The sequence below is a fragment of the Collinsella sp. AF29-7AC genome (assembly GCF_003475665.1).
GTDB lineage: Bacteria > Actinomycetota > Coriobacteriia > Coriobacteriales > Coriobacteriaceae > Collinsella.
Window position 1 is genome coordinate 48,127 of sequence record NZ_QRQX01000004.1, and the last position, 21,343, is coordinate 69,469.

A 21,343-nucleotide genomic window follows, 5' to 3' on the forward strand; every position below is an offset into this window, starting at 1 on the left:
TTGCCCCTGTGTATCAATGGGTGTAGCGCGAAGCCGCGGACGTGGGACAGACGTCCGAGCACGGCTTGTAGGCACGCGCCGATGCGGGAGCGCTACGCTCCCAACCGAGTGCCCACGCGGGCGGTGCGTCCGCGTTGCAACCAAAGATGCCTGAGGAGGCTCACATGGACAAGGCTGATGTAGTTATCAAGAGCAACGCCGTCTTTACCGGCGATGGGCTCGAGCCGTTTAAGGGCGGCGTTGCCGTGCGCGGTGATAAGATTGTTGCCTGCGGTGACGATGCTCACCTGGCACCGTTTATCGGTCCCGATACCGAGGTGCGCGACTTTGGCGACCAGCTCGTCATGCCCGGCCTGATCGACTCGCACACGCATTTTGCCCAGGGCGCGTTTATGACCGACCCCGATTTTGCCGTCAACCTCATCGACTGCACCAGTTTTGAGATGGCGATGGAACGTGTCGTGGCGTTTGCGGCCGACCATCCCGATAACGAGTGGATTCTGGGCTGCCAGATTATCCAGTTCCAGTGGGATGTCCCCGAGATGCCCACAGCCGCGATGATCGATGAGTACATCTCGGACCGCCCGGTCTTTCTGCAGCAGGTTGACCTGCATACCTTTAGTGCCAATACCTGCGCCATCAACAAGGTGGGAGTAACTTCGCAGACGCCCGATCCCGCAGGCGGCAAGATCCTTAAGGATGCCGAGGGCAATCTGACGGGCGTGTTTTCCAACAACGCCGGCGTCTTCTTTATGGACGAGGTCTACGACCCAGCGCCCGAGGTTGTTGACGCGTCGTTTGCAAAAACCGCCCGGCGCGCCAATGCCCTGGGAATCACTACGGTCGGCATGGTCAATCCTACGTTTGTGAGCATGGAAAACCCGTATGCGGTGTTGGCAGGTCTTAATGCCAAGGGCGACTTGCCACTGCGCGTGTTCCTGTACACCGATCTGTTCGAAAACGAGTCCTTAACGCTCGAGCAGATCAAGGAGAAATACGCCTTCCCGGGTACGCAGGTCGAGTGGCACGGCTTTAAGCAGTTTCTTGATGGCGTGTGCTCCGACCACACCGCTTGGATGCTTGAACCCTATTCCAACGCGCCCGATACCTGCGGTGAGCCCGCGGAGGATCCAGAGCGCATCCGTGCCGCCATTGTCAGGGCGCAGGAATGGGGCGTTGACACGCGCGTCCATACGATCGGCGATCGCTCGGTGCGTTTTGTGCTTGATTGCTTTGAGGAGGGCGAGCGCTTGCATGGTAAGCGGGGTTGCCGCCACTCCATGGAGCACAACGAGACGGTTCAGCCCGAGGATCTGCCGCGCTATGCCGAGCTGGGTATATGCCCTGGTATGCAGCCGTGGCACATGCTGCTCGATATGGCTGACCTTGCCAAGGACGATGCCGTGGGCCCCGAGCGTGCTGCGCTTTCGTGGCCCCTGCATAGCCTGCTTGCCAGCGGTGCCGTGGTGCACCTGGGCAGTGACTTCCCCGTTGTGGGCTTGGAGCCCATGGAGGAGGTGTACGGCGCGGTCTTCCGCATGCTCGAGGACGGCTCCAACCCAGAAGGGTGGTTCCCGCAGGAGCGCATCACCATGGCCGAGGCCCTGCGCGCCTACACCTACGGCAGCGCCTACGCCATGCATGCCGAGGATCGCATCGGTACGCTCGCATGCGGCAAACAGGCTGATATCTGTGTGCTCGACCGTAACCTCTTTGACTGCGAACCGGCTGAGGTCCTCGAGGCCACGGCGTCTCTCACGATGATTGCCGGCAAGGTGGTCTACGAGGCCTAGCGGGGCTGCTGCATCGCTGGGCGGTGCCACAGCCTGTGCGTGCCGCCCATCCATTCATCCATCCATTCATCAATCTCTCATTGAAAGGGGAGAACAATGGCAGAAGAGACAACCGCCGCTGTTGAGGAGGAGCGTGAGCTTGCCTCGCAGCCGATTCCCGGCCTGGTGCGCAAGTACACCATCATCACCGGCCAGGGTATGCTCGCCCAGATTATCATGGTGGTCCTTGAGGGCCTCGTGATGGGTTGGGGCCTGGGTGCACACGGCCTGGCCTGTGTTTCGATCATCATGTCGGTCGAGTACATTAACCTGGCCTTTGGCAACCTGTTTGGCACCGGCGTGCCCGCCGTGGTGGGCAACCTTTTGGGTGCCGGCGACATTAAGGGCGCCAGCAAGGCGTTTAGCCAGGGTTTTTGGCTTACCACGATTGTGAGTGTGCTGCTTGCTGTGGTGATGGCTGTGTTTACCGAGCCCATCTGCGCATTCTTCGGCGCCACGCCCGACATCATGGCCGATACCGTTGCCGGCGTGCGCACCTTCTCCGTGCTGCTGCCGCTCACGGTCATTGGTCAGATGGTCACCGCCGTCATGCGTGTGGACGAGAAGGTTCAGATCCAGGCCAACCTCATGACCGTGTCTGCCATCGTCGCTATCTGCTGGCTTGCGCTTTCCACGTTTGTGCTCAAGCTTGGCGTTATGGGAGCTGGCGTGTACTACGGTCTTTCCATCGGTATCTGGGCCATCGGTATCTTCTGGTTCATCGGCGGTAAGAAGTCGCAGCTCCAGATCAGCGCCGCCGACCTCAAACTCGACATGGCCATCTGCGGCCAGATCATCAAGATTGGTTTCCCGTTCTTTTTGGTGCAAGCTGCCACGTTCATCTTCAACACCGTTGCCAACTCGTTGCTTGGCCAGCTCGGCGGCGACATGGGTTCGCTCTACATCGCGGCCTTTGGCGTGATCAACGGCTACATCCTCTACATTACCATGATGGTCGCCCAGTGCTTCTCGTACGGCCTGCAGCCCATTGCCGCCTTCAACGCCGGCGCCAAGGCGTGGGCGCGCCTCAAGGAAACGCTCTCCTGCACGCTTAAGTACCAGGTCGTGACGCTTGCTGCGGTGTCTGCTGTGCTATGGGTGGCCGCAACGCCGGTCTGCGCCTTTTTTGCTGGTAGCGACCCGGCGCTCGTCGAGGTTGCCGCCAACGCCACGCGCATCGTTATCCTGGCCGTGGCCCTGGGCTATCTTGCCATGACCATGTCGATGTACTTCCAGGCGGTTGAGAAGGTGGGTATCGCCACGTTCACCGGTCTGCTCCGCTACGTGATCTGCTCCGTGCCGCTTATGTACCTGCTTGGCAACATGATGGGCGTTCAGGGTGTCTGGTTTGCCTTGGTGGCGGCTGACGCCATCACTGGTCTTATCTCCATCGCCCTCGCCGTCCGCGAATCCAAGCGACTTGCCACGCTCTAGACTCGGGCACGGCCAGCCCGCGATAGTCGAATAAGTCAACTCGCCTGCAAGCCACCACAATGGGGACAGTTCCCATTGTGGTGGCTATTGTTATTTAGGGTCTGAGATTTCGGCTCTATAAATAACGTTTTTGAACTGTGCTACTAAAAGATTGTGGAAAATACTACTACAAGATTATGGAAAACGCTACTGCAAGATTATGGCAAATGATACTATACGATTATGGTAACAGCGTTATAAGGGGCGTTGATATGGCCGAGTACATTAACAGGGATTTGCATGAGTTGCTCATTCGCATGGCGGGTTGGTTTCCTGTTGTGTCATTGACGGGGCCTAGGCAGAGCGGTAAGTCTACGCTGGTTAGGCATGCCTTTCCCGACTATTCCTATGTCACGCTTGAGGACCCCCAAACGAGGCGCGCGGCCTTGGAGGATCCGGTGAGTTTTATCCGCAACCGAAAGGGCGGACTCATCATCGATGAGGCGCAATACGCCCCGGATTTGTTCTCGATGATTCAGGTTGTTTCGGATGAGCGGGGAGACGCCGGTCAATACATCCTTACGGGATCGCAAAACTTTTTGATGATGAAAAGCATCGGCCAGTCTCTTGCCGGGCGAGTCGGGATCTTAAAATTGCTGCCATTTTCGTTTCGAGAAGCGGAGAGGGGCCAGCGGGGGCAGTTGGAAGTGGATTTGTTTGCGCTCGAAGGGGGATACCCTCGCCTGCGTTCCGCCGGAATGCCGTCCTCGGTTTATTTCCCCAGCTATATTGATACCTATGTTGAGCGCGATGTTGTGGGCTTGCTTGACGTGCGCAATAAAGCGGAGTTTCATAAGTTTCTGTCCATAATTGCCCAGAGCGCCGGTGCTCTCATTAATATATCTTCGCTTTCTCGAGATACGGGTGTGAACGTATCGACCATTAAAAGCTGGTTGTCTATCCTGGAGCAGAGCTACCTGACGTTTTCACTGCAGCCCTATTATGCAAATGCCAGGAAACGTTTGACTAAAACGCCCAAGCTTTATTTTTACGACACGGGGCTGCTCTGCTACTTGCTCAAAATTGGATCACTGGAGCAACTTTTGGAGAGCTCTTATCTGGGGGCAGTTTTCGAAAACCTCATCGTTTCCGAAACGGCGAAGAGCCATCTCAACGTGGGCGAGAATCCCGAGTTGTATTTCTATAGGGACGACGGCAAGCGAGAAATCGATTTGCTCGACTGCACAAACTCAGGGAGTCCCAAGGCTATCGAAATAAAATCATCCAGAACGTATCACGATAAGTACGCCCGCCATTTACAGGCTGTATGCGATGAGATCGACATTGCAAAAGATGCGCGCTATGTTGTGGCCCGCGTGGATTCAACGTATGAGTCGAAAGACTGTAGCGTGGTCTCGGCGCGTGATTGGCTTTTGCGATAACAGGCTCGGCGTATTAACGACCGCCGCGAAGGGAACCGGCCCCTTTTGCGGCGGTTTTTTGCCTATCTGGTGCGTCTTAGATGCAAGTGAGTAGACTAATTTGGATATGCCGAGCACATCGCGACAAATGCTCAATAAAGCCGCAGGTCAGAGCTGTGGCGTTTTGGGGCGTGCTTGACCTCCTGCAAAAGGTCTACTCACTTGGTTTTTTCTGTTAGAAGACCGCCGCGAGGTGGAGTGGCTCCTCCGCGGCGGTCGGCGTTTGCCCAGATAAAACCTGCCAAAATAAACCTGTCCCTTTTTGGCATGTCCCTTTTGGCGTGGCTGATTGGTTTGGGCTGTTTTGGAGAAAGCCGATGAGGCGGCACTCAGGCTAATCCTGCGTGTCGCCTCCGTACATGTAGACGATAAAGCCGTCGCCGGTGTCTTGGCTGTGATCCTCCAGGATGCGTTTCATGTTGAGGTGCTCGTAGAACTGCCAGTCAGAGTTGCAGTCGCTCATCAGGAAGAACTTGGTGCACCCGGCTTTGGCGAGTTCGGCGCGCGCAAGGTCGATGAGCTCGCGGCCGAGTCCCTTGCCCTGCCACTCGGGCACAATGATGATCAGGTTGAGCTGGCCCTGGGCATACTCGTCGCCCGTGGCGGCAAAGCGATCGGCCGTGGCCTTTTCGCGACTGTCGCCAAAGAGCGAGCCCTCGAGTTTGGCATCGGCGGTCTTTGCCATCTCGGTTGCCTGGGCGAACATCTCGTCGTAGCAGGGTACCCACGTGGGGTTGGTACGCGGCTTGCCGTCCTCGAAGATACCGATGCAGCAGGCGGCGATAATGCGGCCCTCTGCCTCGGCGACGAGCGCGATGGGGGAGCGCTGCAGCTGCATGGCAATGTTGAAGCGCGCGCAGAAATCGGCAGCTTCGACGTCGCCGCGGTTGCGCAGCGTGTTGCACCACAGCTGGTTGTAGATGGCGGCGATACCATCCAGGTCGTCGAGCGTGGCGGCGCGCAGGGTTACGTTGTCAAGGCTCATGGAGGCTCCTTCCAAGTTGGGTCAGGCTATCTATGAGTGTGGCATGGCCGCAGGGGCGCCGCATCAACCATTCGGTAGACGACCCCCGATTCCACGGGGGCGGAGAGATAGTCATTGGGGACGTTCTTAAACGACTAGGCAAACAAGAACGTCCCCAACGACTACTCATTTAAGTACGTCCCCAATGAGTGCCCCCAATGAGTGTGCAGCCAAGGTGATGCCGTTGTTTTGGCAACGACAGCGAAAACCCGCCAGAGCGAGCAAGGTGCCTTGAAACGAGGCGGCATTGATCTTTCGATCATGCCGCCGAAGTTGAAAGGCAGATTGCCGCTCTGGCGGGTTTGCAGCGTCGAGCCGTTACGCGGGTTGGTAAACCCGCGTAACTAAACCCGCTCTGCGATCTCGTGGATGAGGTAGTCGGTCTTTTCCCAGCCTAGGCACGGGTCGGTGATCGACTTGCCAAAGACGCCGCCGTCGACCGGCTGGTTGCCATCCTCCAGGTAGGACTCGATCATAAAGCCCTTGACCAGCTTGGAGATGGACTCGTTGCGGCGGCAGCTGTCGAGCACCTCCTTGCAAATACGATACTGCTCAAGCGGTCGCTTGCCCGAGTTGTCGTGGTTGCAGTCGATGACCGCCGCTGGGTTGGCGTAGCCGGCGTGCTCGGTATAGCGCTCGGCCAGGCGCTCCAGGTGCTCGTAGTGGTAATTGGGGTAGGTGCGCCCATCGAGACCGATGTAGCCACGCATAACGGCGTGCGCGAGCGGGTTGCCATCGCACTCGACCTCCCAGTTGCGGAAGATAAAGCTCTGGTGCGCCTGGGCGGCGTAAATGGAGTTGAGCATAACGGTGGTAGAGCCGGCAGTGGGATTCTTCATGCCGACGGGTACCGAAATGCCGCTCGACACCAGGCGATGCTCCTGGTTCTCGACCGAGCGCGCGCCTACGGCAACGTAACTCAGCAGGTCAACGAGGTACTGGTAGTTGGAGGGGTAGAGCATCTCGTCGGCGGTGAAGAAGCCCGTTTCCTCAATAACGCGCAGGTGCATATGGCGGATGGCCTTGACGCCCTCGAGCAGGTCGTCGGGAGCCTCGGGGTTGGGGTTGTGCAACAGGCCCTTGTAGCCGGTGCCCTTGGTGCGCGGCTTGTTGGTATAGACGCGCGGAATGATGATGAGCTTGTCCTTGACCTCCTCGGCGGTCTTGGCCAGTCGGTTCATGTACTCAAGTACCGAGTCCTCGCGGTCGGCAGAGCACGGGCCGATGATGAGCACCTTGCGCGCGTCCTCGCCGGTAAAGACCTTGGCGACCTCGGCGTCGAATGCCTGCTTTTTGGCGGTAAGCTCGGCGGAGAGCGGCATTTCCTCGCGGATCTCCATGGGGATCGGCAACCTGCGTTTGAATTCCATGGCCATACGGGGCCTCCTCAATCAATTGATGGCATCGAGAACATTGTCGAATGCTCGGCATTATCCGCTGTCGCACGCTAAAGTGCAACCCCTCGCCGCCCCGAAACCTACCAAATAGGGACAGGTTTATTTTGGTAGGTTTTATCTGGGGAAACGCCGGCGGATGCCGGGAGGGAGTGGCGCTACGCGGGGCCCTATGGCTGTTGTCGGTTCCCCGGGAAACACCCTGTGGGCAAAAAATGGCAAATATGAGTACTGTTGCTATCGTAGTGCCATATTGCCGGCATAAGATAATAGACATAATAGTAAATATGTTCATTAACGTAAGTACATATAAGTCCGCTATTGGGCTGTTTGATCAATTTAGGAGCGCGTGCAAGCCGTGTGAGCAGCGTTTGGTGCTGTTTTGGCTGTTACTAAAAAGGTGACAGTACTCATATTTGCCATTTTTTGCCCACAGGGCTTGGAGTGGGCTGTCAATCAGGTCCTAGGGGAGGCAGTTCGAGGCCCAAAGGACACAAAACGGGGGCGCAGTTCATTCTGCGCCCCCGTTTTGTGTATTGCGGTTGTTTGCCGCCGGTTTTACGCCGCTTCGTCGAACTGCGAGTTGTACAGGTCGGCGTAGAAGCCGCCTTGGGCGAGCAGCTCGTCGTGTGTGCCCTTCTCGACGATGTCGCCGTCGCGGATCACCAAGATCACGTCGGCGTTGCGGATCGTGGACAGGCGGTGTGCGATGACAAAGCTGGTACGGCCCTGCATCAGCGCATCCATGGCACGCTGGATGAGCTCCTCGGTGCGGGTGTCGACGTTGGAGGTCGCCTCGTCCAGAATCAGCGCCGGGCGGTCGGCCAAAATGGCACGGGCGATGGTCACGAGCTGGCGCTGACCCTGCGACAGGTTAGTGCCCTCCTCGTTAATCATAAAGTCGTAGCCACCGGCGAGCGTATGGATAAAGTGGTCGCAGCGTGCGGCGCGTGCAGCGGCTTCGACCTCGGCATCGCTCGCGTCGGGGCGTCCGTAGCGGATGTTCTCGCGGATGGTGCCGTTAAACAGCCAGGTATCCTGCAGCACCATGGCAAACTCGCCGCGCAGCGCCGCGCGGTCCCAGTCGCGCACGTCGACACCCTCGACGCGCAGCGAGCCGCCGTCCACATCGTAGAAGCGCTGCAGCAGCTTAATGAGCGTGGTCTTGCCGGCGCCGGTGGGGCCGACGATGGCGATGGTCTGGCCGGGCTGCGCCTCGCAGCTAAAGTCGTGGATGATGGTTTTGTCGGGCGTGTAGCCAAACTTGACATGGTCAAATTCCACGTGACCGGGGCGCTTTTCGGGAACCTGCGCGTCGGCCTTCTGCTCCTCCTCGGGCGCGGCCAGGAACTCAAAGACGCGCTCGGTGGCAGCGGCCATCGACTGCATCGTGTTGCTCACGTTGCCCAGCTGCTGCACGGGTTGCGTAAAGTTGCGAACGTACTGGATAAAGCTCTGGATGTCGCCGGGCGTGGCATTGCCGGTCAGCGCGAGCTGTGCGCCCACCACGACGACGCCCACGTAGCCCATGTTGCCTACCAGACTCATAAGCGGCATCATCAGGCCCGACAGGAACTGCGAGCGCCAGCCACTAATAAAGAGGCGGTCGTTTTGACGGTCGAACTCCTCGATCGAGGCCTCGGCGCGGTCGAACACCTGAATGACATTCTGGCCGGCAAAGTCCTCCTCGATAATGCCGTTGACGGTGCCCAGGACTTGCTGTTGCTCGCGGAAGTACGGCTGCGAGAAGTGAATCATTACGGTCAGGATAATCGCGGCCGCCGGCAGTGTGAGCACGGTGACGCCGGTGAGCGGCAGGCTGATCGACAGCATCATGACGAGCACGCCGATAATCTGCGTGATGGACGTGATGAGCTGCGTCACACTCTGGTTGAGCGACTGGCCGAGCGTATCGACGTCGTTGGTGATGCGGCTGAGCACGTCGCCCTTGCTGTGGCCGTTGAAGTAGCTCATCGGCACGACGGCGATCTTGGCGGCGATCTCCTTGCGCATGCGGTAGCAGATCTTTTGCGTGACGCCGGTCATGAGCCAGCCCTGGATCAGGCTGCAGGTAGAGCTCGCCAGATACAGGCAGAGCAAAAAGCCGAGCGTCTTGGCGATCCAGGCAAAGTCGACATCGCCGGTACCGTTGACCTTGGCGACCAGGCCCTCGAACAGCTTGGTCGTAACCTGGCCGAGTACCTTGGGCCCCACAATGTTAAAGATGACCGAGCATACGGCAAAGGCGACGGCGGAAAACACGGCAATCTTGTGCTGGCCGATATAGCCGAGCAGTTGCCTCATGGTGCCCTTAAAGTCCTTGGCCTTTTCGCCGCGGCCCATACCGCCCATACGACCCATGGGGCCACGCTGGCGGGTAGGCTTGGGAATCTGAGTCTTGGTCTCGTCTGCCATTAACGCTCGCCTCCTTCCATAACGGCTGCAATCTCTTCTTGGGTAAGCCCCAGTTCCTCGACAGAAAGCTGCGACTGTGCGATCTCCAGGTACGCCGGACAGTTGTGCAGCAGCTCCTCGTGCGTACCGGTGCCCACCACGTGGCCGTCGTCGAGCACGATGATCTGGTCGGCGTGCATGATGGTCGCGATGCGCTGGGCCACGACCACGAGCGCGGCGTCGGTAACGTTTTTGGCAAGCTCCTCGCGCAGGCGCGCGTCTGTTTTGTAGTCGAGGGCGCTAAACGAGTCATCGAACACCACGACCTCGGGCTTTTTGGCCAGGGCGCGGGCGATGGCCAGGCGCTGGCGCTGGCCGCCCGAGACATTGGCGCCGCCCTGGCTGATGGGGGAGTCGTAGCCGCCCTCGCGCTCGGCGATAAAGTCCTCGGCTTGGGCGATGCGCGCGGCCCGGTGCATGTCCTCGTCGCTCACCATGTTGCCGGCAAACTTGAGGTTGCTCTCAACGGTGCCCGAGAACAGACGACCCTGCTGCGGGATGTAACCAATGCGGCGGCGAAGCTCGGAGAGGGTCATATCGCGCACGTCGATGCCGTCGAGCGAAATGCTGCCGCCCGTGACGTCGTACAGGCGCGGAATCAGCTGCACGAGCGTGGACTTGCCCGAGCCCGTGGAGCCAATGATGCCGAGCATCTGACCGGCATGCGTGGTGAAGTTCACGCCGCTAATGACATCGGCGCGGGCGTCGGGGTATTGGAAGCTCACGTCGCGGAAGCACAGCTCGCCGTGCGGCGCGCTGGCCGCGGGCAGTTTGGGCGAGGCGGGGTCGTTGATGCTCGTGGGGCAAGTGATGACCTCTTCCACGCGCTCGGCTGCGACCTCGGCACGGGGCAGGATAACCGAAACCATGGTGAGGATCATAAACGCCATGACGATCTGCATGGTATAGGAGATAAACGCCATCATGTTGCCGACCTGCATCACGCCGTCGGACACACCCTGCGCGCCAAACCAGACGATAAGCACGGTGATGCAGTTCATGACGAGCATCATGAGCGGCATCATAAAGCTCATAGCTCGGTTGGTGTAGAGCTGCGTGGTCATCAGGTCGAGTGATGCCTTGTCAAAACGCTCGAGCTCATGCTCCTCGCGGTTGAACGAGCGGATGGGCATAAGACCGTCGAGCAGCTCGCGGGCGGTGAGGTTCACGCGGTCCACAAAGCTCTGCATCTTTTTGAACTTGGGCATGGTAAGGCCCATGAGCACGCCGACGACGGTCGAGACCGCGATGATGGCCACGGCGATGGTCCACTCCAGGCCGGTGTGGTTGGCCAGGACGCGCATGACCGCGACGATACCCATGACAGGCGCCATGAGGCACATGCGAATGAACAGAGTCGCTGCCATCTGGATCTGCTGAATGTCGTTGGTGCAGCGGGTGATGAGCGAGGCCTGGCTAAACTTGCCCACCTCGGCCGGCGAGAAGTGCATGACCTTGTTGAAGGTCTCGCGGCGCAGGTCGCGGGCGATGGAGCAGGCGGTGCGCGACGCCACAGCGCCGGTCAGGATGGTGGCAACGAGCGACACCAGGCACAGGCCAAACATCGTGGTCGCCATGCGGCCCAGGTAGGCGTTCTGCACGTCGGCGGGGTCGATGCCCTGCGCCTTGTACTCGTCCTGCACATAGCTCACGGCGCGCTGCGTGACGATAGAACCCGACATGGAGCCCATTTTGTCCGCCATATCGTTGGCGCCCTCGACGAGCTTGCCCCGGTCGATCAAGCCACCTTCAACGCCCAGGCGCAGGCTCTTCATGGTGATCTTGCCGCCGTCGGCATCAATCTGCTTTTGCATGCTCTGCGCCGCTGCGGCCTTCTGCTGCATATCGGCGAGCTGCTCGGGCGTCATCGCTGCCATTTGCTCGGGTGTGGGCATGGCCTGGGCGGCGCTGTTGTCCTTCTCGTTGGACGTGCCCATCATGTCGCCCATGGAGCTGGCGTCGATGCCCTGGTTGAGCGAAAGGACGACGGTCTCGGGCGGGCTCATAATGTCGGCAATCTTGCCGCCATCGGCACGCCCTTCCTCGGTGCCCTTGTACGTTCGAATGCCGTTTTTGTCAGCCTTGCTAAACACGGCCTCCACAGCTTTGGCGTCCTTGGTGCTCATAAAGAGTTCGAGGTCGTCGAGCGATTCGGCGCGAATGGTGTCGGGTACGGGCGAGGCGATGCCGCCTTGCTGCACGCCCACGTCGACGATGTCGCTCATATAGGTAGGCAGCGCCAGATCGGCGTTGCAGCTGATTACGATAAGTACGATAGCTGCGAACAGTGCCAGGACATGTTTTTTAAAGAGCTTGAGAATCCTCACTCGGCATCTCTCCTTTCTTGGTTGCGGTCGATAATTTCGTTGGCACGCCTTAGAAGGCGCACCATCTCTTGGGTATCCGTTTCGCCGAGCTGCTCGAGAAAGGCCGCGGTGCGGTCCTCGAATTCCCGACGCTTGATTTCGAGATCATGGAATCCCTTGTCGGTCACCGTGACGTGTACGCGACGACGGTCGGTCTTTGAGTGCTCACGCTCAACCCAGCCCTTGGCTTCGAGAGCGCGAAGGATATTGGCGATGCGGGCGCTCGAGACCCAAGCGCGATCAGCGAGTTCGCTCGGCGTGAGCGAGCCGCCAGCGAGCATGAGGGCGCGCATGACAGCCATCTCGCCGCCGAGAGCTTTGTCCGCAAAGCGCGAAATGCGCTGATGCATGCTGCCAAACTCAGTTAAGAGCTGACGTCCAAGCTCATGGAAATCGGTATCTTCCACCGAAACCCCTAACACTAGAAACTATTTTTGGTGAAAGATGATACCCCTGTATGCACACCTCATACAGTAGATTTTTGGGACATGCCTAGAAATCTACCTTCGTGGGCATTTCATGCCACCGACTCCGTCGCGGCGAAAAAGTAGATTTCTAGGCATGTCCCAAAAATCTATCGGTGGGTACTTTACCCTGCTAAAGCTGGCATAACAGCTAGAGTGAGGGACGTATAAAGGCAAGGGGAAATATCAAATAATTCGGTGAACGGTAGATGATGGCGGGCGCGTTTCCTGCGGATTTGTTGAAAACGCTCTAATGACACAAAAAAAGGAACATATAACAGCCCTGATGAAGGGGGTGGCTATGTTATCCTTCACTAACGGGTGAAATCTTGGGTTTAGGGTTGCAAGACCAAGGTGAATAAACGTTTTTCCCTGCGCTAACGCGCGACGGAAGGCGAATGAAGCCGGTCATGCAGGTCTAACATTCAAGAATTCAATAAGCAGCGGTGTGAGAGAGCGCCGCATTACACGTAACTAGGAGCGTGGTTACACAATGCAGGAGGCATGGGAAGGCTTCAAGGAAGGCATCTGGACGGGAGAGGTTGACGTCCGAGACTTCATCCAGAAGAACTACACCCCCTACGAGGGCGACGAGTCGTTCCTCGCCGGCCCGACCGAGCGTACCAAGGAGCTGTGGGGCGAGGTTCTCGACCTGCTGCTCAAGGAGCGCGAGCAGGGCGGCGTCCTCGATATGGACACCAAGACCGTCACGGGTATCGTGAGCCACCCCGCTGGCTACATCGATAACGCCCATCGCGACAAGGAGACCATCGTCGGCCTCCAGACCGACAAGCCGCTCAAGCGCGCGCTGCACGTCAACGGCGGTATCCGCATCGCTTGCCAGGCTGCCAGCCAGCACGGCTACAAGATCGACGAGAACGTTGTCGAGCGCTACACCTTCGAGCGCAAGACCCACAACGCCGGCGTCTTCGATGTCTACACCCCCGAGATGCGCGCCTGCCGTTCGGCCCACATCATCACCGGTCTGCCCGATGGCTATGGCCGCGGCCGCATCATCGGCGACTACCGTCGTGTCGCCCTGTACGGTGTCGACTACCTGATCAAGGACAAGGAGGCCCAGAAGGCTTCCACCCCGACGGTCATGACCGCCGACAACATCCGCGATCGCGAGGAGCTGCAGGAGCAGATCCGCGCCCTCGGCGAGCTCAAGATGATGGCCGAGACCTATGGTTTCGACATTTCCAACCCTGCTACCAACACGCAGGAGGCCATCCAGTGGATGTACTTCGCCTACCTCGCTTCCGTCAAGGAGCAGAACGGCGCCGCTATGTCCATCGGCCGTACCTCTACGTTCATCGACATTTACGCTGAGCGCGACCTTGCCAACGGTACCTTCACCGAGGAGCAGATCCAGGAGTTCGTGGATCACTTCATCATGAAGCTCCGCATGGTCAAGTTTGCCCGTACCCCCGAGTACCAGGCCCTGTTCACCGGCGATCCGCAGTGGGTCACCGAGTCCATCGGCGGCATGGGTGTTGACGGCCGTACGCTCGTTACCAAGATGAGCTACCGCTACCTGCACACGCTCGAGAACATGGGCACCAGCCCCGAGCCCAACATGACCGTTCTGTGGTCGACCCGTCTGCCTGAGAACTTCAAGAAGTTCTGCGCCAAGACTTCTGTTGCCAGCTCCTCGATCCAGTACGAGAACGACGACCTCATGCGCGTCTACCACGGCGACGACTACGGCATTGCCTGCTGTGTGTCCTCCATGCGCATCGGCAAGGAGATGCAGTTCTTCGGCGCCCGTGCCAACCTGGCCAAGTGCCTGCTGTACGCACTCAACGGCGGTGTTGACGAGGTCTCCAAGAAGCAGGTCGGCCCCAAGTATCGCGCCGTCGAGGGCGATACGCTCGATTACGACGACGTTGTGGCCAAGTACAACGACATGATGAAGTGGCTCGCTGGCGTGTACGTCAACTCGCTGAACATCATCCACTACATGCACGACAAGTATTGCTACGAGCGCATCCAGATGGCTCTGCACGACAAGCACGTGCACCGCTGGTTCGCTACGGGCATTGCTGGCCTTTCCGTCGTGGCTGACTCCCTGTCCGCCATCAAATACGCCAAGGTCCACCCCGTCCGTGACGAGAACGGCATCATCGTCGACTTCGAGACCGAGGGCGAGTTCCCCAAGTACGGTAACGACGACGACCGCGTCGACCAGATCGCTCACGACGTTGTGCACCAGTTCATGGAGTACATCCGCATGAACGACACCTACCGCAACTCCGTGCCCACGACCTCGGTTCTGACCATCACCTCCAACGTCGTGTACGGCAAGAAGACCGGTTCTACGCCTGATGGCCGCAAGGCTGGCCAGCCCTTCGCCCCGGGTGCTAACCCCATGCACAAGCGCGATAGCCACGGCGCCATCGCTTCGCTGTCTTCGGTTTCCAAGCTCCCGTTCCGCGATGCTCAGGACGGCATCTCCAACACCTTCTCCATCATCCCGGGTGCGCTCGGCAAGGAGGACCAGGTGTTCTTTGGTGATATCGACCTTGATCAGCTGGGCGAGTAACTATTGTTAGTGCTATACTAACAATAACGATTACTGATTAGTGCGCTGGTTTCGGCCGGCGCCTATCGATCGAAGGAGACACATTATGAAGGTTTCTGAAGTTTCCGAGACTCAGGCCGATAACCTGGTCCACATGCTCGACGCTTACGCCGAGAAGGGTGGCCACCACCTGAACATCAACGTCTTCAACCGTGAGACGCTGCTCGACGCTCAGGCTCACCCCGAGAAGTACCCGCAGCTGACCATCCGCGTTTCCGGCTATGCCGTGAACTTCCACACGCTCACCAAGGAGCAGCAGGACGAGGTCATTTCGCGTACCTTCCACAACAAGTTCTAAAGGGGTTTAACTCCCGCAGGATCGCTGGGGCTGTTTGGGCTACCTCCCAAAACGTCCTCGGACATGCAAGAAGCCCTCGCTGCGCACTTCGTGCGGCGAGGGCTTCTTGCGTCCTGCGGAATATTTTGGGAGGTAGCCCAAACAGCCCCGGCGGGGTCCTGTGTAGTCACCCTTTAGGCGGAACTCTCCTAATTATTTGGATGAGCCGTTTACTTACTTGTACTGTTACCGTCTTCCCACTGTTGTTGGGGTATGCTTTGTTCGTATGTAAACGTATGACATGTTGATGAGGGGAGGGTGCTATGGCTCGCGAGGGGGCTCGTTCTAAGGATTCTGCTAAGCCTGGCATCAAGGAAGTTGCAGCGGTGGCGGGGGTTTCGCCTACTACGGTATCTCGCGTGCTTAATAATCGCGGCTATATTAGCCAAGAGACCCGCGATAAGGTCCATGCCGCGATGGAGCGTATCAACTATACGCCCAACGATATCGCCCGTGCCATGCTCAACGGTCGCCTGAATCTAATCGGTATGATCGTTCCCTATGTCAGCAGCCCGTTTCATGCACAAGCGGTCCAAGCCGTTGAGCGTACCCTGGCCGAAAACGGTTTTAAGATGTTGCTGTGCAATAGCGCCAATCGACCTGATCTTGAGCGTTCTTATATCGATATGCTTCGGCGCAATATGGTTGATGGCGTCATCGTCAACTCGCTTAATATCGGTGCCGAGGCGTATGCCGAGATGGGCTTGAGTCTGGTTGGTATCGACTGCGACCTTGGCGAGGCCTCTGTTCAGATTGCGAGCGACAGCTATAGCATCGGCGAACTTGCCACGCGTCGCCTGATCGATGACGGGTGTTCGCGCATCTTGTGCCTGCGCAACAATAGCCGCATGCGTATGCCTGCCAATAAGCGTACCGATGCCTACCACGATGTTGTGGAGCAGGCCGGTTTGCCCGCGCTTGTCCGTGAGGTCGAGTTCGTTAAGTCCGACGACGAAAAGAGCGCGGTCGTTGCGAAGATCCTCGATGAGAACCCCGATATTGACGGCATCTTTGCGGGAGACGACACGATGGCGGCCATCTGTCTCAACGTGATGAAGCAACGCGGCTTGAGCGCTCCGGACGATATTAAGGTCGTGGGCGCGGATGGTGCCCGCCGCACCATGACGTTTATGCCTGACTTAACAACCGTACGCCAAGATATCGATCGCATCGGAGAGCTCGCGGCGCAATCCATCATCGCTCTTATTAACGGCGATAAGCCCGAATCGAATATCAAACTCCCCGTTGAACTCATTGAGGGCAAAACCGCGTAGTTCATCCCGTGCCAAAAGAATTCCTCAAACGCCTCTGATGACCGTTCGCCGGCATATGTCAACCGTTTGCCGACGACTGGAACTGCGAAAAGACGTATTGGTGTGAAAACGTTTGACATATGAAAACGATTGACATATCTTGCAGTTGTACCGAGTTAGTATCTTGCGGGAAAGGAAGTCTCGGATGCACAAGGTGTATTACCAGCCTGAGGGAATTTGGGTAGGCGACATCATGCCGTACGGCGAGGACGGCACGTTCTATCTCTATCACCAGCGTGACACGCGTAACCCCGGACCTTTCGGAGAGCCGTTTGGCTGGGCGCTCGCTACGACCAAGGACTTCGTCAATTACAAAGACTTTGGCGAGAGCCTTGAGCGTGGCGGCGACGAGGAAGTCGACCAGTATGTTTATGCCGGCACGGTGTTTAAGGTGGGCGACAAGTACCATGCGCTCTACACTGGTTGCAATCGCGATAAGGTCCGCGCACGTTTGATGAAGCAGGTTCTTCTTCACGCAACGAGTGACGACGCCGTCAAGTGGGAGAAGAACATCGCCGAGACGCTGCTTCCGCCCCAGGAGGGTTACGATGACCGCAACTGGCGCGATCCCTTTGTGCTTTGGGATGAGGAGAACGAAGAGTACATGCTCATCCTCGGCACGCGTGTGGGCGAGGACAAGCGTCTGATGACCGGTCGTCTGGTCAAGTTCACCTCCAAGGACCTGGATACCTGGGAGTTCCAGGGCGACTGGTGGAATCCGGGCCTGTACACCATGTTTGAGATGCCTGATCTCTTTAAGATGGGCGACTGGTGGTATCTGGTGTTCTCTGAGTACAGCGATGGCAACAAGACCCGTTACCGCATGTCTCGCTCTATCAACGGTCCCTGGATTACTCCTGCGGACGATTCCTTCGATGGCCGCGCGTACTATGCCGCACGTACCGCATTTGATGGCGAGCGCCGCGTTCTCTTTGGTTGGGTTCCTACGCGTGACGAGGGCGGCGACCCCAGCTCTTACCTGTGGGGTGGCACCTTTATGCCCCTCGAGATCGTTCAGCGTGCCGACGGAACGCTTGGCACCAAACTCCCCGACAGCATGCTTGGCGCCTTTGGCGAGGCTAAGGCAGTCGAGGCCTTTGAGCTTTCCTGCGAGTCGGGCAAGGTCGAGCAGGTGCTCGCTGCGGATGCCGGTTCCACCTATATGCTCGACGCCGACATCGAGCTCGCCGGTGACGCTGCCGGCTTCTCGGTGAAGCTCGCCGAGGACGCCGAGTCTGGTCTTGCCTATGAGTTCCGCGCCAACCTGCGTGAGGGCAAGCTCGAGTTTACGGCGGCCCCCCAGTATCCGTGGTTCCAGGTCAACAACATGGGCCTCGAGCGTCCGTTGTTCTTTAAGGGCGAGGGCACTCATCATGTGCGCCTGGTCGTTGACGACGATATCGCGACCATCTTTGTCGATGATGTTGCGCTTAACGCTCGCTTCTGCAATAAGCAGGGCCAGGGTGTGGCGCTGACGGTCACCGACGGTACGGTCAAGTGCGCAAATGCAACGATCGCATCTCTGTAATGGCCACAAAACGTCTTATGATTTCGTAAGGGAATGGAGAGGAACATGGACTACAAAGTAGTGTCTCAGCAAGTCGTCGATAACGTCGGCGGTCTGGATAACATCGAGGGTGCCACGCATTGCGTTACGCGTCTGCGTCTGGTGCTCAAGGATACGAGCAAGTACAACAAGGCCGAGCTCGAGAACATCGATGGCGTCAAGGGCGTGCTGTACAACAGCGGCCAGCTCATGATCATCTTCGGTACCGGTACCGTAAACAAGGTCTATGATGAGTTTATGGCTCTGACGGGCGTTAAGGAGATCAGTGCTTCCGAGGTCAAGGGCGCCGAGGCGGACAAGAAGGGCAAGTTCTTCTCGGTCCTCAAGGTATTCTCGGACATCTTTATCCCCATCATTCCCGCTTTCGTCGGCGCTGCTATCATCATCGGCCTTAAGTCGCTGATCGTTGCCAACGGCCTCTTTGGCATGGAGGGCAGCCTTGCCGACCACAGCGAGTTCCTCAAGAACCTCGCAAGCTTCTTTGCCATTATCGCTACCACCTTCGATTACCTGCCTGTCCTGGTGATGTACAGCGCGGTCAAGCGTTTTGGCGGCAACCCGATCCTAGGTATCCTCGTCGGCATCGTCATGGTTCATCCGAGCCTTATGAACCGCAACGCGTTCGTTATGGACCCGACGGGTGCTGAGTATTGGAACTTTGGTCCGCTCTCCATTCCCATGGTTGCTTTCCAGGGCGGCGTGTTCCCCGCAATCCTGACCGCCTGGTTCATGGCCAAGGTCGAGAAGATTGCCCAGAAGTACATCCCCGAGGTCGTCTCGTTCGTCTTTGTCCCGACCGTTACCCTGATTCTTGCCAACGTCGCCCTGTTCACCGTGTTCGGCCCGCTCGGCAACCTGATTGGCGACGTCCTTGCCGGCGTAATCGATGTCCTGTACAACAGGATGGGCGTCTTTGGTGCCTTCGTCTTTGCCGCGTTCCTGCAGCCGCTCGTCGTTACCGGTACGCACCAGTTCATTCAGGGTATCGAGGCTAATCTCGTTGCCACGACCGGCTTCAACTACATCCAGGCCATCTGGTCCGTTTCCATCATCGCCCAGGGCGGCGGCGCCATCGGCATGTATCTCATTCACAAGAAGCATTCCAAAGAGCGCAACATCTGCATGTCGTCCTTTATCCCGACGCTGGTCGGAATCTCCGAGCCCGCTATCTTTGCTGCAAACATGCGCTACTCGATCATTCCGTTCATCTGCGCTTGCATCGGTGCCGGCTGCGGCGGTGCCTTCGTGAAGCTCTTTGAGGTGCGCGCTATCGGCCAGGGTCTGACCGGCGTACTTGGCCTGCTCATCGTCACGCCCGAGACCCTCGTGTGGTATGTGGCTGGCAATCTGATCGCTTTCTTCGTCCCGATCATCCTGATCTTTGCCTACAACAAGGCAAAGGGCGTTCCGACCACCGATGAAGAGGGTGCAGGCGCCGGCTTTGATGTCAGCTTCTAATCCAGATCCGTCAAGGTAATGTACGGGTCGACCTGTTGGAGAAGGGCGTTTGGCTCGCATGGGCCGGGCGTCCTTCTCCTCTACAAGAAGGACGATTGAATGTTCGATCAAAAACATAAGGTGACGCGCTCGGACTACGAGCTGTGGCGTGCCGGGCAGGATGAGACTGCGGCTCGCATCGCGGCTGACTCCGATAGACTTCTGTTCCATGCGGAGCCCGAGCTTGGCTGGCTCAATGATCCCAACGGTTTGGTGCAGGTTGGTGATACATACCACATCTATCACCAATACGATCCGTTTGATGCCGCGCACGGCGGACCGGTGCTGTGGAATCATCTGACGACGAAGGACTTTGTGACGTACGAGAACCGCGGTCCCGCGCTATTCCCCGATTCAGATCTAGACTCGAGCGGTGCGTATTCGGGGTCTGCATTTATGCACGACGGCAAGATTCACTACTTCTATACCGGTAACGTCAAGCATTTTGACCGCGATGATTATGACTATGTGCTGACAGGGCGCGACCAAAATCAGATTCACATGGTTACCGAGAACCCCGATAAATTGGGGGAGAAGCACATAGCTGTTGGTCCGGTCGATTACCCCGACGATATTAGTACGCACGTGCGCGACCCCAAGATCCTGGAGCACGACGGTATCTACTATATGGTTCTTGGTGCTCGTACGAAAGACGACCGCGGTTGCGTGCTCGTCTATACCTCGCACGATCTTGAGTGCTGGAAATATGCGACGCGTATTGAGCTCGGCGAGAAGTTCGGTTTTATGTGGGAGTGCCCCGATCTGTTTGAGCTTGATGGCGAGCTTATTCTCGTTTGCTGTCCGCAGGGCGTGCCCGCCGATGGTTGGCGTTACCAAAACCCGCATCAGTGCGTGTGGTTTCGTATTGAGGCCGATTGGGAGGCGCCTAGCTTTAAAATCGCCGGGCAGGGTATGCCCCCGATGGTCGATGCGGGTCTTGACTTCTATGCCCCTCAATCATTTGCAGATGCCGACGGTCGACGGATTATGATCGGTTGGGCCGGCTGCCCCGATGCAACGGCTCAAAACCCGACGGTGGAACGCGGATGGCAGTGCGCGCTTACCGTGCCGAGGGTGCTGAATATGCGCGACGGTAAGCTCTGTCAGTGGCCCGCGCGCGAGGTTGAGCAACTGCGCAAGGAGCGTGTTTCGGTGACCGCCGGAGAGACCGTCGGCTCTCCTGGTCGACTGTTTGATGCCGTCGTGTCGTGCCGGGGGACGAAGTCCATTGAGCTGGAAGTTCGTGAGGGCGTTGTCGTGTGCTTTGCCAACGGAATGCTCACACTTGATATGGGCGATGAGGGCTATGGACGCGACAAGAGGTCGGTTGAGCTCGACGAGCTTTACTGCCTGCGAGTCCTTTCGGATGCCACGATGCTCGAGGTATTTGTCAACGACGGCGAGGTTGCGCTTACGAGCCGCACCTATTCGTCTGCGGCGCCGGCGATGCAGTTGCGCGCCGAGGGCGACGCCTCGATGGAGTTTTACCGTCTGGCTCGCTAGCCGCATTGTGAGTGACCATGGCGTTTTGGATACACAGGCTTTCTTGGTGGCTACCGTTTATCGCATATAGCTACCGTTTGCGGAGTAAGTAACACTCATTACCAAACCGTGTAG

At 58.1% G+C, this 21,343-nt stretch carries 14 protein-coding genes; 9 read left to right on the forward strand and 5 right to left on the reverse strand.

Annotated features, from left to right (window positions below):
- The first annotated feature begins 164 nt into the window (after positions 1-164).
- The 3 genes from DWZ15_RS02475 to DWZ15_RS02485 all read left to right on the forward strand — a co-directional run bounded on the left by DWZ15_RS02475 (position 165) and on the right by DWZ15_RS02485 (position 4,687).
- Positions 165-1,793, forward strand: coding sequence for an amidohydrolase (locus DWZ15_RS02475; protein WP_158572480.1), 1,629 nt, complete (start codon positions 165-167; stop codon positions 1,791-1,793).
- 96 nt (positions 1,794-1,889) lie between these two features.
- Positions 1,890-3,266 carry an MATE family efflux transporter gene (locus DWZ15_RS02480; RefSeq protein WP_089572364.1) on the forward strand — a complete coding sequence of 459 codons (1,377 nt, stop codon included), beginning with the start codon at positions 1,890-1,892 and terminating at the stop codon, positions 3,264-3,266.
- 251 nt (positions 3,267-3,517) lie between these two features.
- Positions 3,518-4,687, forward strand: coding sequence for an ATP-binding protein (locus DWZ15_RS02485; RefSeq protein WP_199580011.1), 1,170 nt, complete (start codon positions 3,518-3,520; stop codon positions 4,685-4,687).
- A 373-nt stretch (positions 4,688-5,060) separates the two neighbouring features.
- Here DWZ15_RS02485 and DWZ15_RS02490 read toward each other — a convergent pair whose 3' ends face one another.
- The 5 genes from DWZ15_RS02490 to DWZ15_RS02510 form a co-directional block, all read right to left on the reverse strand.
- On the reverse strand, positions 5,061-5,711 hold the full coding sequence (locus tag DWZ15_RS02490; RefSeq protein WP_118449171.1) for a GNAT family N-acetyltransferase: 651 nt from the start codon (positions 5,709-5,711) through the stop codon (positions 5,061-5,063).
- Between the two features lie 383 nt (positions 5,712-6,094).
- Positions 6,095-7,126, reverse strand: coding sequence for a 3-deoxy-7-phosphoheptulonate synthase (locus DWZ15_RS02495; RefSeq protein WP_022094323.1), 1,032 nt, complete (start codon positions 7,124-7,126; stop codon positions 6,095-6,097).
- Positions 7,127-7,702: 576 nt separating this feature from the next.
- A complete protein-coding gene (locus DWZ15_RS02500) occupies positions 7,703-9,559 on the reverse strand; it encodes an ABC transporter ATP-binding protein (RefSeq protein WP_118449173.1) in 1,857 nt (618 codons plus the stop codon).
- Complete coding sequence (locus DWZ15_RS02505) at positions 9,559-11,925, reverse strand: ABC transporter ATP-binding protein (RefSeq protein ID WP_118449175.1); 2,367 nt, start codon at positions 11,923-11,925, stop codon at positions 9,559-9,561. Before DWZ15_RS02505 ends, DWZ15_RS02500 begins: the two co-directional genes overlap by 1 nt.
- A complete protein-coding gene (locus DWZ15_RS02510; RefSeq protein WP_118449177.1) occupies positions 11,922-12,371 on the reverse strand; it encodes a MarR family winged helix-turn-helix transcriptional regulator in 450 nt (149 codons plus the stop codon). The genes DWZ15_RS02505 and DWZ15_RS02510 overlap by 4 nt, the downstream gene beginning before the upstream one ends.
- 550 nt (positions 12,372-12,921) lie before the next feature.
- Here DWZ15_RS02510 and pflB point away from each other — a divergent pair.
- From pflB to DWZ15_RS02540, 6 genes are all read left to right on the forward strand, one after another.
- On the forward strand, positions 12,922-14,973 hold the full coding sequence (gene pflB / locus DWZ15_RS02515) for a formate C-acetyltransferase (protein WP_117758359.1): 2,052 nt from the start codon (positions 12,922-12,924) through the stop codon (positions 14,971-14,973).
- An 85-nt stretch (positions 14,974-15,058) separates the two neighbouring features.
- On the forward strand, positions 15,059-15,310 hold the full coding sequence (gene grcA3 / locus DWZ15_RS02520; protein WP_055252439.1) for an autonomous glycyl radical cofactor GrcA3: 252 nt from the start codon (positions 15,059-15,061) through the stop codon (positions 15,308-15,310).
- A gap of 302 nt (positions 15,311-15,612) precedes the next feature.
- Entirely contained in the window at positions 15,613-16,623 is a 1,011-nt protein-coding gene (locus tag DWZ15_RS02525) for a LacI family DNA-binding transcriptional regulator (protein ID WP_117736112.1), read from the forward strand.
- A 184-nt stretch (positions 16,624-16,807) separates the two neighbouring features.
- The gene (locus tag DWZ15_RS02530) at positions 16,808-18,190 is read left to right on the forward strand and encodes a family 43 glycosylhydrolase (RefSeq protein ID WP_055252441.1); all 1,383 of its coding nucleotides are present in this window, start codon (positions 16,808-16,810) and stop codon (positions 18,188-18,190) included.
- 45 nt (positions 18,191-18,235) lie between these two features.
- Positions 18,236-19,687 (forward strand): PTS transporter subunit EIIC, encoded by a 1,452-nt coding sequence (locus DWZ15_RS02535; RefSeq protein WP_117818102.1) that lies wholly within the window; start codon positions 18,236-18,238, stop codon positions 19,685-19,687.
- Between the two features lie 99 nt (positions 19,688-19,786).
- Positions 19,787-21,229, forward strand: coding sequence for a glycoside hydrolase family 32 protein (locus tag DWZ15_RS02540; RefSeq protein ID WP_117818104.1), 1,443 nt, complete (start codon positions 19,787-19,789; stop codon positions 21,227-21,229).
- Positions 21,230-21,343: the final 114 nt, after the last annotated feature.